A 13900-nucleotide genomic window follows, 5' to 3' on the forward strand; every position below is an offset into this window, starting at 1 on the left:
CACCTTAGGCCGCTGATAGGTCAGCGGCCGAGTGCCGCTGCGAGATCGGCGCGGATGATCTCGGCCAGTTCTTTGGCAGCCCGCTTTTCGCCATCGCGTCTCGCCCGAACCTTGGCAAATTCCTGGTCCGGAAAGTCGACGAGCGAGACGGCCGTACGGTTACCGGAGCGAACGGTTTCGCCGGTATCGGCACGTGTCAGATTATAGTCGGCGGCGACGACGACGCGGCCAGCACCGGCGGTGTCGGTATTGTCGTCGGTGGTGTCCTGATCATACAAAACGCCCTGGATTTCACTGGTGACGTTCAAAGCCAGTTTGTATTGCGCGTTCTTCGGTTCGCCAGCACCACCCGATGTCAGGAAGATCAACGCATTGCGGACTTCCTGCTCGACACGGTCGTCCGCTTCGGAAATCTCGATCGATGCAAGTGCTTTTGCCGGTTTGCCTTGCGGGCCATCCGAGTAGAGCGGCTTGACCTGGCAACCGGCGAGGACCGCAAGAGTGCCGAAAGCCAGAATCTGCGCGTATCTTTGAGCTTTTTCAGACAACGACATTCACGATCCTCTGCGGCACGACGATGATCTTTTTCGGGTTTTGTCCGTTCAATGCGGTCTTGACCGGCTCGAGCGCCAGAACGGCAGCTTCGATTGCAGTCTGATCTGCATCCCGCGCAATTGTCAAATCGGCGCGCTTCTTGCCATTGATCTGCACAGGCATGGTCACTTCGTTTTCGGCAACCAGCGCGTCGCTGTAGGCCGGCCAGGCCGTCTGGGCGACCAGGCCCGCTCCGCCGATCTCCTGCCAGCATTGCTCGGCGAGATGCGGCATCATCGGAGCGACCAGGCTGATCAGGATCGACACGGCATCCTTGGCGGCCGCTGTGGTCTCTTGATCCGCTGTTCCCGTCGCAACCTGCGTCAGCGGATTGGCAAGGGTATTGACGAGCTCATAGAGCCGCGCCACGGCCTTGTTGAAGGCGAGCTTGTCATAGTCCGCCTGAACGGCTTTCAGCGTCTTGTGGGCGGCCTGCGAGATCGCCAGAGCAGGACCAGTGGAAGCGGGTCTTGCTTCAACGGCTTTCAGTGCGTCCGACGCTTCGGACACCAGCCGCCACAGGCGCTGGACGAAACGGTGGGCGCCTTCGACGCCGGCTTCCGACCAGATCACATCGCGATCGGGGGGCGAGTCGGAAAGTACGAAGAAGCGCGCGGTATCAGCGCCATAGGAAGCAATGATATCGTCTGGATCGACAACGTTCTTCTTCGATTTCGACATTTTCTCGATCGAACCGATGGTAATGGGTTCGCCGGTTTCAATTAGGCTTGCCTGCCGCTTGCCGTCGGTTTCGACGATGATGATTTCGGCCGGCGTCACCCATTCGCGCTGAGCGCCCTGCCCGCGGCTATAGGTTTCGTGCACGACCATGCCCTGGGTGAACAGGCCCTTGAAGGGCTCGTCGAGACCGGCATGCCCCGTGGCCTTCATTGCCCGGGTAAAGAAGCGTGAATAGAGCAGATGCAGGATCGCATGCTCGATGCCGCCGATATACTGGTCGACCGGCAGCCAGTGATCGACTGCTGCCGGATCGGTCGGTTTGCTTTCCCATGGGGCCGTGAAACGGGCAAAATACCAGGAGGAATCGACGAACGTGTCCATCGTGTCGGTTTCGCGGCGTGCGTCCTTGCCGCATTGCGGGCAGGACACGTGACGCCATGTGGGGTGACGGTCGAGCGGATTGCCCGGCTTGTCGAAAGTGACGTCATCAGGCAGCTTGACCGGCAGATCAGCCTTTGGCACGGGGACGACGCCGCAATCGTCGCAATGGATAACCGGGATCGGGCAGCCCCAATAGCGCTGGCGGGAAATGCCCCAGTCGCGCAGGCGGAAATTGACCTTGCGCTCAGCCTGCGGTGCATTGCCGAGCGAGGCCTGCTCCAGGCCCGAGGCCACCTTGTCAAAGGCTTCTTCGATCGTCAGGCCGTCGAGATGGCGTGAATTGATCATCACGCCGTCGCCGACATAGGCTTCATCGCCAATCGTAAAGCTTGCAGCGTCGCCGTCCTTCGGCATCACCACGGCAACAACCGGCAGTCCGTACTTGCGGGCGAAGTCGAGGTCGCGCTGGTCGCCAGACGGGCAGCCGAAGATCGCGCCGGTACCATAGTCCATCAGCACGAAATTGGCGACGTAGACCGGCAGTTCCCAGCTCGGGTCAAGCGGGTGCTTGACGCGGATGCCGGTATCGATGCCCTTTTTCTCAGCCGTTTCCAGCGCTGCCAGCGATGTGCCGGCGCGGCGGGTTTCCTCGCAGAAGGTTTCGATCTCTGCGTTACCGGCCGCCGCCTGGCGCGCCAGCGGATGATCAGCGGCAATGGCCAGGAAGGAGGCGCCAAACAGCGTGTCCGGCCGGGTCGTGTAGACGGCGACTTCGGTCGTGTCTGCTGCACCGGTGCCTGGAACGATTTCCCAGCGGATGGTCAGACCCTCGGAGCGGCCGATCCAGTTCTTCTGCATCAGACGGACCTTTTCCGGCCACTGATCCAGCGTGTCGAGCGAATCGAGCAGGTCCTGGTTGAAATCGGTGATGCGGAAGAACCATTGTGTCAGTTCCCGCTGTTCGACCAAGGCACCGGAGCGCCAGCCGCGTCCATCGATCACCTGTTCATTGGCCAGAACGGTGTTATCGACCGGATCCCAGTTGACCTTCGACTGCTTGCGGTAGACGAGGCCCTTTTCGAGGAAATCCACGAACAGGTGCTGCTGATGCTGGTAATATTCGACGTCGCAGGTGGCGAACTCACGCGACCAGTCAAGCGACAGTCCCATGACCTTCAGCTGCGCCTTCATCGAGGCAATGTTCTGGTAGGTCCAGGCGGCCGGGTGCACGCCGCGTTCCATCGCGGCATTTTCCGCCGGCATGCCGAAAGCATCCCAGCCCATCGGATGCAGGACGTTATAGCCGCGTGCCCGCTTGTAGCGCGCCACGACGTCGCCCATGGCGTAGTTGCGGACATGGCCCATGTGAATCCGGCCCGACGGATACGGGAACATCTCGAGGACGTAATATTTTTCGCGCGGATCGGTGTTGTCCGTGGTGAAGACGTTGTTCTTTTCCCATTCCTGTTGCCAGCGGGGTTCAGAATCGCGCGGATTGTAACGTTCGGTAGCCATATGATCGATGTTCCGGAAATTGGGCGAGGGGAAATCAGTCCCCTGGATATTTGGCGTGACCTTCACCATGAAACAAGCGTAGCGTCAAGTTTTGGAAGGCTTTGAGGCAAAACTTTGAAGCATTTGGCCGACATCCGGTGATTACGGCTTGGCAGTCCTGTTCAGTTTGACTATTGCGCCCCTCAGGCTGAAAGTGATGGAGATGATGGCGATGAACGTGGAAGAACGGTTGAATGATGTCTTGAGCCGGATTCGCGATGCAGAGGATGCCGCTGGTCGTCCGTTTGGAACCGCTGCGCTGGTTGCGGTCTCCAAGACCTTCGATGCCGATGCTATCCGTCCCGTGATTGCAACAGGCCAGCGGACTTTCGGCGAAAACCGCGTCCAGGAAGCGCAGGGGAAGTGGCCGGAGCTGAAGGCGGAAACCGCTGACATCGAGCTTCATCTGATCGGCCCGCTGCAATCCAACAAGGCGGCGGATGCCGTAGCGCTATTCGATGTTATCGAGACCATCGATCGCGAGAAGATCGCTCGTGCCATTGCGGCGGAAATCACACGGCAAGGCAAGCCCGTTCGCCTCTATGTCCAGGTCAATACCGGGCTTGAGCCGCAGAAGGCAGGCATCGCACCGGATGATACCGTGGCTTTCGTCACACTGTGCAGAGAAACGATCGGCATTCCGGTGGAAGGGTTGATGTGCATTCCGCCGGCGGATGAAAATCCCGGCCCGCATTTCGCGCTGCTTGCCAAGCTTGCAGAACGGTGCGGCCTGAAAAAGCTCTCCATGGGTATGTCCGGCGATTTCGATATTGCCGTACAGTTTGGCGCCACCAGCGTTCGTGTCGGCTCGGCGATCTTCGGGACACGCTGAACCGTCAGCTCGTTCTGAAGGTCTAACGCTTTCGTCTGGCTTCTCCCTGCTCCGGCAATCTCCTATGCTTCTCTGCGGAGGCCGGTTCATCCGGTATGGAAGTGGAGGAGACGGCAATGGCGAGCAGCTATTCCGGTGTTTACAGTGCATGGAAACAGGAGCCGGAGGCATTCTGGGCCGAAGCAGCCCGCGAGATTGACTGGTTCCAGCCGTTCGATCGGGTTTTCGATCCCGGTCAGGGCGTTTACGGGCGCTGGTTTCCCGGGGGTGAAACCAATACCTGTTTCAATTGCCTCGATCGCCAGGTAGCAGTGGGGCTCGGCGATCAGAACGCGTTGATTTACGACAGTCCGGTGACCGGCACCGTCGAACACTGGACCTACCGGGCCATGCTTGATGAGGTCGTGGCGCTCGCTTCCGTCTATCGCGATCTGGGGATAGGCAAGGGCGACCGGATCATCATCTACATGCCGATGATCCCGCAGGCCGTGTTCGCCATGCTCGCTTCGGCCCGTATTGGTGCCACTCACTCCGTTGTTTTCGGTGGTTTCGCGGCGAGTGAACTGGCAACCCGCATCACCGATTGCGAGGCAAAGCTGGTCCTATCGGCCAGTTGCGGCATCGAGGCTGGTAAAACGATTGCCTACAAGCCGTTGCTCGATGCGGCGATCGAGATCAGCCGGCACAAGCCGGAGCATTGCCTTGTCTTTCAACGGTCCATGTTGAAGGCCGAGTTGCAAGCGGACCGCGACATAGACTTCGCCGCCGCTGTTACATCAGCCAAACAGCAAGGCGCCGACGTGCCCTGCACGCCGGTTCTGGCCACTGATCCGCTTTATATCCTCTATACGTCGGGAACTACGGGCCAGCCGAAAGGCGTCGTGCGTGACAATGGCGGCCACATGGTCGCGCTTAAATGGTCTATGCAGCATTTCTTCGGTATCAAGCCGGGCGAGGTGTTTTGGGCGGCATCTGATATCGGTTGGGTCGTTGGCCACTGCTACATCGTCTATGGGCCGCTGCTGAACGGCTCGACGGCAATCCTCTATGAAGGAAAACCGGTGGGCACGCCCGATGCTGGCGCCTATTGGCGCGTGATCGAACAGCATCGCGTGACCACGCTGTTTACGGCGCCGACTGCTTTTCGCGCCATCCGCAAGGAGGATCCGCAGGGCGAATTGATCCACCGTTACGACCTGTCGAGTTTTAAGGCCCTCTTTCTGGCGGGCGAACGCGCCGATCCGGATACGGTCGCCTGGGCAGAAGAGAAACTCGGTGTTCCCGTCATCGACAATTGGTGGCAAACGGAAACGGGCTGGCCCGTGGCCGGAAACCCGATCGGGCTCGGTTTGCTGCCGGTGAAGTATGGCTCTGCCGCCGTGCCGCTGCCGGGATATGACGTGCAGGTGCTGGATGACGCCGGTCACCCCGTGGAATCCGGAACGCTGGGCAATGTCGTCATCAAGCTGCCAATGCCGCCGGGTTGCCTGCCGACATTCTGGAACGCCGATCAGCGGTTTCACGACACGTGCCTTGCCGAATTCCCCGGTTACTATCGAACGGCCGACGCCGGCTATATCGATCAGGATGGCTACATCTTCATCATGTCGCGCACCGACGATATCATTAATGTCGCCGGCCATCGCCTCTCCACCGGCGCCATGGAGGAAATCTGCGCCAGCCACGCCGATGTGGCCGAATGCGCGGTCATCGGCATTGCCGATCCGATCAAGGGTCAGGTGCCCGCCGGTTTCCTGGTCATCAATGCCAATGTTTCCCGTGAAACAGCCGATATCGAGAGGGAGGTCGTTGGTCTTGTTCGTGAGCGCATCGGCCCTGTGGCAGCCTTCAAGATGGCGATCTGCGTCAAGCGTCTGCCCAAGACGCGTTCGGGCAAGATCTTGCGCGGCACGATGCAGAAGATTGCCGATCACGAAGACTGGAAGATGCCGGCGACCATCGACGATCCGGCCGTGCTCGACGAAATCGCCGCGGTGCTGCAGACGCGCGGTATCGGTCTCTAGCAACAGGCAACGACCATTAGCCGGAGTCCGGGATGATGGTCAGAGCCTCGATCGGAGAGAGGTGAGGCTCCGCTGGCCAGTGGGCTCCAAAACTCTGCTTCCACATGGATGCCGGACACCCGATCGCCATCGGCGATCGGGTGCATCTCTGTTGCCATTATTTGCCGGGTACGCCCTTTGACCATTCAGCCCAATCAGTGATGACGGCATTCGCAAATGTCGAGCCGACACGGTAGGCATTGGCGGTGGAGGGAAGAAAGCCGCCGGACTCTGCCGATAGGGATTCGACAGCTGTCTGTCCCGGTGCCTCGCGGTCGAAATTGGAGGCGGTGCGTAAAAGGGCGATCCGGTTGAAATCGACAAGTCCGGCGTCAGCGCCTCGGCGCAGTGCCGTCAGTGACGCGTTGTCTTCCATCTGGGTGGTGCAATAGTTCGCCTTGCCGTCGGTCACCAAGGACGCCCATTCCTGCATGCCCTCGGCAATCTTCGAGCCATGCCAGTAGGTGTCGATGGAGACCGTGTCGCAGATCGCGACGATCGGGGCGCTGCTGCCCGGGCCTGCCGGGTAGGTGGCGCGGTAGGCTTTTGCCTTGTCGCCGTCGGCGAGTTCGATCGTCTTTGTCAACGCAAACGCTTTTTCGAGCAATGCTTCGTCGAGCTTGTAGACTTCGGTTCCCGAACCCCATTTGGGTTTCTCGCCCGGATGTTTGGCGCCCAGCGCGACCATGCCGTTTGGCCAGTCGGCGGGAATTTGGCGCGGGTCGATATCGTGCCGCAAGCCGCCATCGATGGCATAGCGAGCCCAGAGTGCGGAGCCGAGTGTTGCGTCGTTCGGATCGACGCCAGCAATGCCGGCGATCAGGATGTAGGTCTGCTTGAGGTCGAAAAGACCGCTGTAGACCACGGCGGATACGGAACTTGCGGCATTGGCGAAGCCCATGGCGGTCGTCATGACGCACAGGCCCTCGGCGTCGCAGGCGACATCCGGATATTCCTTCGAAAGGCCCGGAACCTTTATCTTCGTCTCAAGCTTGCGCGCTTCGATCCAGGGTTTGGCTTCTTCGCCGAACATGGTGACGACGAGAACTTTTGGCGCAACGGCATCTGCGGCGGAAGCGATCGTGGCCGTGGAAAGAACAGCCGAGGCTGCAGCCGCGATCGGCGCGAGGACGGAAAGGAGACGAGGCATGCGGGATCCTGGATTTGGCGTGAAGGGAAACGATTTGCCCCAAGGCGGGGCAGACCGATACTGAGAGCGAAGCAAGATTCGTGCCCGCTATCCTTCCCCATCGCTGGAATGATCGCAAGCCCGGGTATGTGGCCAGTTGAGCCGCTCCGGCGATTGTTGCCGGATCTATTTGAGCCTTCCCAAGGCAGATTGCCGTTTTAACCGTCAGTACATGCCGCAGAAAACAAAAAACCCGGATCAGCCGATCCGGGTTTTGTTGTTGGAAACTATATTCTCCAATCAGAAGGCGTCGTCTTCGTCTTCGTCCTTGCGATCGGACTTGAGGGCCTTGAGCTTGGAGAAGACGGCGTCGGCGTCGATTTCCTTTTCCTCTTCGCGATCGTAGGAGAACGGCAGCTTTTCCGTTTCCTTCGAGGCTTCCAGAGTGGCGCCAAGTTCGGCTGCGGTTGGCAAAGGACGGCCTTTGTTGGCGCGTTCAACTTCCAGGTCGAGGTCGATCTGCGTGCAGAGACCAAGCGTAACCGGGTCCATGGCTGTCAGGTTGGTCGAATTCCAGTGGGTGCGCTCGCGGATCTGCTCGATCGTCGATTTGGTGGTGCCGACGAGACGCGAGATCTGGGCATCCTTCAGTTCAGAATGGTTGCGTACCAGCCACAGAATGGCGTTCGGGCGGTCCTGGCGTTTGGAAACCGGGGTGTAGCGCGGGCCCTTGCGCTTGCTGTCCGGGACGCGAACCTTCGGTTCGGAAATCTTCAGCTTGTGGTTCGGATTGGCTTCGGCGCGGGCGATCTCGTCGCGCGACAGCTGACCGGTGGCGATCGGATCGAGGCCCTTGATGCCCTGCGCGGATTCGCCGTCGGCAATTGCCTTGACTTCCAGCGGGTGCAGCTTGCAGAACGTGGCGATCTGTTCGAACGACAGGGCAGTGTTGTCAACAAGCCATACGGCCGTCGCTTTGGGCATAAGCAGTTGTTGAGCCATGGATATAGTCCTTCTGTCCGTCCGCGCCGGTGTCGCGGGCCGTGGGGGTGTAACCACTTAATTTCCGGGAAATTAGCGCCTCTATACCCTCGTCCTCTCAGAAATGCAATTCTTCTTGAAGAAATGACCTTTTGTCTAATGGACGCCGTGCCTTGACCTGATATGTATGGCGCCCGAAGCGGGCGAGCGCGAGGAGATGCGCCGCCTGAAACTGCCTGTGCAGGGAGGAAATCATCATGTCTGCCAAAACCTATCCGATCCTGGAATCCGCCCGCAAGCGCGCGCTTATCGACGATGCGACCTATCAGGCGTGGTACCAGCAAAGTGTCACAAACCCTGAAGCTTTCTGGGGCGAGCATGGCAAGCGCATTGACTGGTTCAAGCCCTACACGACGGTCAAGAACACGTCGTTCGACGGTGATGTGTCGATCAAGTGGTTCGAGGATGGCGTCACCAACGTCTCCTACAACTGCATCGACCGACACCTGGAAAAGCGCGGCGATCAGGTGGCGATCATCTGGGAAGGCGATAATCCGTATGACGACAAGAAGATCACCTATCGCGAGCTGCATGAGCACGTCTGCCGCCTCGCCAATGTGCTGAAGGCAAACGGCGTCAAACAAGGCGACCGCGTCACCATCTACATGCCGATGATCCCGGAAGCCGCCTATGCGATGCTCGCCTGCACGCGCATCGGTGCGGTGCATTCGATCGTTTTCGGCGGTTTTTCGCCGGATGCCCTGGCCGGCCGTATCGTCGATTGCGAATCCACGGTCGTCATCACTGCCGATGAGGGCCTGCGCGGCGGCAAGCCGATCCCGCTGAAAGCCAATACCGACCAGGCTATCGAGATCGCTTCGCGCGGCGGCGTCGAGGTCACGTCGGTGATCGTCGTTCGCCGCACAGCCGGCAAGATCGCTTGGTTCTCCGAGCGTGATATCTGGTACCATCAGGCCGTCGCCAACGTCGAAGCGATTTGTCCGCCGGCACCGATGAATGCCGAAGATCCGCTGTTCATCCTCTACACGTCCGGTTCGACTGGAAAGCCGAAGGGCGTCTTGCACACGACCGGCGGTTATCTCGTCTATGCGTCGATGACGCATCAATATGTTTTCGATTATCACGAAGGCGACATCTACTGGTGCACCGCCGATGTCGGCTGGGTCACCGGCCATTCCTATATCGTCTACGGTCCGCTGGCCAATGGCGCCACGACGCTGATGTTCGAGGGCGTCCCGACCTATCCGGACGCCGGCCGTCTCTGGGACGTGGTCGACAAGCATCAGGTCAACATCTTCTACACCGCACCGACCGCCATACGGGCACTGATGGGTCAAGGCGACGCTTTCGTCACCCGCTCGAAGCGCAAATCCCTGCGCACGCTCGGCTCGGTCGGCGAGCCGATCAATCCTGAAGCGTGGGAATGGTACTATCACGTGGTTGGCGACGGCCGATGCCCGGTGGTCGATACCTGGTGGCAGACAGAGACCGGCGGGATCCTGATTACCCCCCTGCCCGGCGCGACTGCCCTGAAACCGGGCTCCGCCACCCGCCCCTTCTTCGGCGTGCAGCCGCAGCTGGTCGATGGCGAAGGCAAGGTGATCGAGGGAGCGGCCGATGGCAATCTCTGCATCACCGACAGCTGGCCGGGCCAGATGCGCACCGTCTATGGTGATCACGAGCGCTTCATCCAGACGTATTTTGCCACCTACAAGGGCAAGTATTTCACCGGTGACGGCTGCCGCCGCGATGATGATGGCTATTACTGGATCACCGGCCGCGTTGATGACGTGTTGAACGTCTCCGGCCATCGCATGGGCACGGCGGAAGTCGAATCAGCGCTTGTCAGCCATGATTCGGTCTCGGAAGCCGCCGTTGTTGGCTATCCACACGACATCAAGGGCCAGGGCATCTATTGCTACGTGACGCTGATGGTCGGCGAAACCGGTTCGGACGATCTGCGCAAGGCGCTGGTCACCCATGTCCGCAAGGAAATCGGCGCCATTGCTTCGCCGGATAAGATCCAGTTCGCCCCCGGCCTGCCAAAAACCCGCTCCGGCAAGATCATGCGCCGTATTCTGCGCAAGATCGCCGAAGACGATTTTGGCTCGCTCGGTGATACCTCGACGCTCGCCGATCCGGCGGTTGTCGATGACCTGATCACCAACCGTCAAAACAAGAAATAGAGCGCTGAAAGGTCAGCATGTTCCCTCTTCTCCCCATAGGGAGAAGGTGGCGCGAAGCCGGATGAGGGACCAAGCGCTCGTAATGTGCCGTGCCCCCCATCGCCTCGCACCCGTTCGGCACTTCTCCCCGCTGGGGAGAAGTGGATAACCCCGCTGATTCACCAAAACGACGTACAGGCCTTTGATTTTCGTCCGCCATCATAAGGCGAGACATAACCGCCAGCAGCATTTCCTGAGCCGGATTCCGCCCATCCGAAAGGCTGACATCGGCGACGACCCGGCCAAAATACTTGTCGCCGGAAATATGCGTCAACTGGATTTCGCCCTGTTCGCTGGTCAGGCTTGCAAGCGCTGACCGCGCCTGCCGTCCGGCATCGCGCGTGGCTGCGCAGGCCGATTTAAGCTCCGGCGCATCAATGCCGCGCAGCCGGACATAGACTTCCATGGTCTGTTGCGGCCAGGGTTTCGCCGCCACCAGAATTGTGTCGCCATCGATGACACGGATGACGTCTGCAGTCACCGGCCCGGCGATTTCGATTCGTTTGCCGGATTCAGAGGCATGCGAAGAGCCGACCAGGGAAATGGTTGCCAGAGTGGCGACGGAAAACGGGATCGAGCGAAACATCATGAATAGGAAAATATACCGTTCATGACGGCAGATCAACAGGAATTATTTCCTTAGAAATCGATTGCCCGGCCGTTGATCTCCCAGTCACCAAAGCGCGATGGCTCCGCGCCGCCACGCCCGCCCAGTTCTTCCGGCAGTTCGACCGGCTTTTGCGCCTTGCGGCGTTCGTCAGCTTCGGCCAGCGCGCGCTTTGCTGCGGGCGAAAGGGGTTTGCGCGGCTCCAGTGCCGAATTGTCGTTGTCGTTTTGCATGCGAATTTCCGCGAAAAAGTTGAAGAATGCGCCTAATGTCCCCATCATATAGGAAACCTTTGTTCAAGCGAAACCATGATTCACGTGAAACATCGGCAACTTTGGAGATCTGACTGATGAACCTGATGCGCACCGCGATGCTTCTGGCCTTCATGACCGCGTTGTTCATGGCGGTCGGCTTCCTCATCGGCGGAAGGGGCGGCATGATGATCGCGCTTGTCATTGCGGCCGGTATGAACTTCTTTTCCTACTGGAACTCCGACAGCATGGTGCTGCGCATGTACCGCGCCCAGGAAGTCGACGAGCGTACAGCCCCGGAATATTACGGTATCGTCCGTGATCTCGCGGGGAACGCCGGACTGCCCATGCCGAAGGTCTACGTCATCGATAATCCGCAGCCGAATGCCTTTGCCACCGGCCGCAATCCCGAAAATGCTGCGGTGGCCGCATCCACCGGGTTGTTGAATGCGTTGACCTATGATGAAGTAGCAGGCGTCATGGCGCATGAACTGGCTCACGTGCAAAACCGTGACACGCTGACCATGACACTGACGGCGACGCTTGCCGGCGCGATCTCGATGCTCGGCAATTTCGCCTTCTTCTTCGGCGGCAATCGTGAAAACAACAATCCGCTCGGCTTCATCGGTGTGCTGGTGGCGATGATCGTCGCGCCGTTCGCGGCGATGATCGTGCAGATGGCCGTCAGCCGGACGCGTGAATATTCGGCCGACCGGCGCGGTGCCGAGATCTGCGGCAAGCCTTTGGCCCTGGCATCGGCACTGGCCAAAATCTCCAATTTCGCCCATCAGGTGCCGAACGCCGAAGCCGAACGCAATCCGGCCACGGCGCATATGTTTATCATCAATCCATTGTCGGGGGAGCGCATGGACAACCTGTTCTCCACCCATCCGGCGACGGAAAACCGCATCGCTGCCTTGCAACAGATGGCGCAAGAAATGCAGCCGGTCTCGACGCGGCCGGTCAGGGCTGATAATCCCGTGCGCAAATCGCGCTCCGTGCCGCCGACAGGCTGGGGTCGCGGTGGTTCTGAACCACCGAAAAAAGGTCCCTGGTCTTGACGTCTGACGACAATAGAAATGATTCGCGCCCGAAACGAAATAAACGCCCTGCCCGTTCGCGCGGCGATGGTTCGGAGAATCCGGCGTTCGAACGCAGTGACAAGCCCGGAATCCGGGCCAGGCAGGCCGCCGCTAAAATGCTTGCCGCCGTTGTCGATCGCAAAACCTCGCTGGATGGCATGCTGGATGCCGGCAACGGCAATCCGGTCTATCGCGAGCTGAATGAGGCCGACCGTGCGCTGGTTCGCGCGATCCTGAACTCGGCCCTGCGGCAATTGCCGCGCATCGAGGCGATGATCGGCTCCTTGCTGCAAAATCCGCTGCCGGAAGGCGCCCGTGCGCTTGATCATGTGTTGACGGTGGCCGCGGCGCAAATCCTCTATCTGGATATTCCCGATCATTCCGCCGTCGATCTTGCAGTCGAGCAAGCGCAGATCGATCCGCGCAACAAGCGTTTCGCCAGTCTCGTCAATGCCGTGCTGCGCCGCATGTCCCGCGAAAAGCGGGATCTGCTTGAAAATATCGGTGAAAAGATCCCGGCGATTCCGGCTTGGTTCCACAAACGGCTGGTCTCCTATTACGGTGCCGACGAGGCAGGCCGCATCGCCGACGCACTTTTGACCCCTGCTGCTATCGATTTGACCGTCAAATCCAACCCGGAGAGCTGGGCGGAGCGGCTGAATGGCCGCCTTCTGCCGACCGGTTCTGTGCGTCTTGCCGGGTTTTCCGGCGCGGTTCCTTCGCTGGACGGATTCGATGATGGCGAATGGTGGGTACAGGATGCCGCCGCCGCCCTTCCCGCCAGGCTTTTCGGCCCCCTTGCTGGCAAGCGTGTCATCGACCTCTGCGCCGCACCCGGCGGCAAGACGGCACAGCTCATTCTCGCCGGTGCCGAGGTGACGGCACTCGATCAATCGGCGAGCCGCCTCAAGCGGCTTCAGGGCAATCTTGCCCGTCTGGGGCTGGAAGCGACCACCCAGGAAATCAACATGGCTGATTTCCGCACCGAAGAGCTGTTCGATGCCGCCCTGCTTGATGCGCCCTGTTCCTCGACCGGCACGATCCGCCGCCATCCGGATGTTCTGTGGACCAAGGGGCCGGAGGATATCGAAAAGCTGGCCGTTTTGCAGGAAAAGCTGCTGCGTCATGCCCTGACCCTGGTCAAGCCCGGCGGCCTTGTGGTCTTTTCAAATTGCTCGCTGGATACACGCGAAGGCGAAGTCGTCACCGAACGCGTCCTGGCTGATGGCCATTGCGAACGGGTAGCGATTAACCCGGCGGATTGGCCTGGTCTCGAAAATGCGGTGACTTCGCTCGGCGAATTCCGCACCACGCCGGCCATGATCGATCCGCAGGACGGGTTCGCAGGTGGTCTCGATGGTTTTTATGCCGTCGTCCTGCGCCGCAAGATTTAGGGACATCTCTGTCAACAGGCACATGACGGGCGTCAATTGACGCTCCTTGTGCCTTTGCCCTAAACAATACGGGTACGATCCATAAAAGTTTAACGGTTTTTCAGG

The 13900-nt window shown here is 59.8% G+C and carries 11 protein-coding genes; 5 read left to right on the forward strand and 6 right to left on the reverse strand.

Going from position 1 to position 13900, the window contains the following annotated elements; translation table 11 throughout:
• Nucleotides 1-20: 20 nt before the first annotated feature.
• Nucleotides 21-554: an LPS assembly lipoprotein LptE gene (lptE, locus tag ASC96_RS08035; protein WP_060502516.1), complete on the reverse strand. Its 534-nt coding sequence runs from the start codon at nt 552-554 to the stop codon at nt 21-23.
• On the reverse strand, nt 541-3171 hold the full coding sequence (gene leuS, locus ASC96_RS08040; protein WP_060502836.1) for a leucine--tRNA ligase: 2631 nt from the start codon (nt 3169-3171) through the stop codon (nt 541-543). Before leuS ends, lptE begins: the two co-directional genes overlap by 14 nt.
• Nucleotides 3172-3382: 211 nt before the next feature.
• Between leuS and ASC96_RS08045 the strand changes: the two genes are divergently transcribed.
• Together ASC96_RS08045 and ASC96_RS08050 are read left to right on the forward strand one after the other, a co-directional pair.
• Complete coding sequence (locus ASC96_RS08045) at nt 3383-4042, forward strand: YggS family pyridoxal phosphate-dependent enzyme (RefSeq protein WP_060502837.1); 660 nt, start codon at nt 3383-3385, stop codon at nt 4040-4042.
• Nucleotides 4043-4158: 116 nt separating this feature from the next.
• Entirely contained in the window at nt 4159-6066 is a 1908-nt protein-coding gene (locus tag ASC96_RS08050; protein ID WP_060502517.1) for a propionyl-CoA synthetase, read from the forward strand.
• A 157-nt stretch (nt 6067-6223) separates the two neighbouring features.
• Here the strand turns inward: ASC96_RS08050 and ASC96_RS08055 are convergent, their stop codons facing one another.
• The gene (locus ASC96_RS08055; RefSeq protein WP_060502518.1) at nt 6224-7255 is read right to left on the reverse strand and encodes a purine nucleoside permease; all 1032 of its coding nucleotides are present in this window, start codon (nt 7253-7255) and stop codon (nt 6224-6226) included.
• Between the two features lie 279 nt (nt 7256-7534).
• Nucleotides 7535-8236, reverse strand: a complete 702-nt coding sequence (locus ASC96_RS08060) for a DUF1013 domain-containing protein (RefSeq protein WP_060502519.1) — start codon at nt 8234-8236, stop codon at nt 7535-7537.
• A 236-nt stretch (nt 8237-8472) separates the two neighbouring features.
• On the opposite strand from ASC96_RS08060, the gene acs reads away from it, so the two are divergent.
• Nucleotides 8473-10422 (forward strand): acetate--CoA ligase, encoded by a 1950-nt coding sequence (gene acs / locus ASC96_RS08065; RefSeq protein ID WP_060502520.1) that lies wholly within the window; start codon nt 8473-8475, stop codon nt 10420-10422.
• On the opposite strand, the gene ASC96_RS08070 is transcribed toward acs, so the two are convergent.
• A complete protein-coding gene (locus ASC96_RS08070; protein WP_244481943.1) occupies nt 10397-11086 on the reverse strand; it encodes a thermonuclease family protein in 690 nt (229 codons plus the stop codon). The genes acs and ASC96_RS08070 overlap by 26 nt on opposite strands.
• Before the next feature lie 14 nt (nt 11087-11100).
• Nucleotides 11101-11301 carry a DUF1674 domain-containing protein gene (locus ASC96_RS08075; protein WP_112834679.1) on the reverse strand — a complete coding sequence of 67 codons (201 nt, stop codon included), beginning with the start codon at nt 11299-11301 and terminating at the stop codon, nt 11101-11103.
• Nucleotides 11302-11417: 116 nt separating this feature from the next.
• Here ASC96_RS08075 and htpX point away from each other — a divergent pair, with 116 nt between their 5' ends.
• Together htpX and ASC96_RS08085 are read left to right on the forward strand one after the other, a co-directional pair.
• Complete coding sequence (gene htpX, locus ASC96_RS08080; protein ID WP_060502522.1) at nt 11418-12380, forward strand: zinc metalloprotease HtpX; 963 nt, start codon at nt 11418-11420, stop codon at nt 12378-12380.
• Nucleotides 12377-13795 (forward strand): RsmB/NOP family class I SAM-dependent RNA methyltransferase, encoded by a 1419-nt coding sequence (locus tag ASC96_RS08085; RefSeq protein ID WP_060502523.1) that lies wholly within the window; start codon nt 12377-12379, stop codon nt 13793-13795. The genes htpX and ASC96_RS08085 overlap by 4 nt, the downstream gene beginning before the upstream one ends.
• Nucleotides 13796-13900 lie beyond the last annotated feature (105 nt).

Origin of the sequence: Rhizobium sp. Root1204, assembly GCF_001424965.1 — a bacterium.
Classification (GTDB): Bacteria; Pseudomonadota; Alphaproteobacteria; order Rhizobiales; family Rhizobiaceae; genus Pararhizobium.

Bases quoted from the DNA above. Each gene is read 5' to 3' on its own strand.
- htpX (WP_060502522.1), top strand. From the start codon at position 11,418: ATGAACCTGATGCGCACCGCGATGCTTCTGGCCTTCATGACCGCGTTG.
- leuS (WP_060502836.1), bottom strand. From the start codon at position 3,171: ATGGCTACCGAACGTTACAATCCGCGCGATTCTGAACCCCGCTGGCAA.
- ASC96_RS08050 (WP_060502517.1), top strand. From the start codon at position 4,159: ATGGCGAGCAGCTATTCCGGTGTTTACAGTGCATGGAAACAGGAGCCG.
- ASC96_RS08055 (WP_060502518.1), bottom strand. From the start codon at position 7,255: ATGCCTCGTCTCCTTTCCGTCCTCGCGCCGATCGCGGCTGCAGCCTCG.
- ASC96_RS08075 (WP_112834679.1), bottom strand. From the start codon at position 11,301: ATGCAAAACGACAACGACAATTCGGCACTGGAGCCGCGCAAACCCCTT.
- lptE (WP_060502516.1), bottom strand. From the start codon at position 554: ATGTCGTTGTCTGAAAAAGCTCAAAGATACGCGCAGATTCTGGCTTTC.
- ASC96_RS08045 (WP_060502837.1), top strand. From the start codon at position 3,383: ATGAACGTGGAAGAACGGTTGAATGATGTCTTGAGCCGGATTCGCGAT.
- acs (WP_060502520.1), top strand. From the start codon at position 8,473: ATGTCTGCCAAAACCTATCCGATCCTGGAATCCGCCCGCAAGCGCGCG.
- ASC96_RS08060 (WP_060502519.1), bottom strand. From the start codon at position 8,236: ATGGCTCAACAACTGCTTATGCCCAAAGCGACGGCCGTATGGCTTGTT.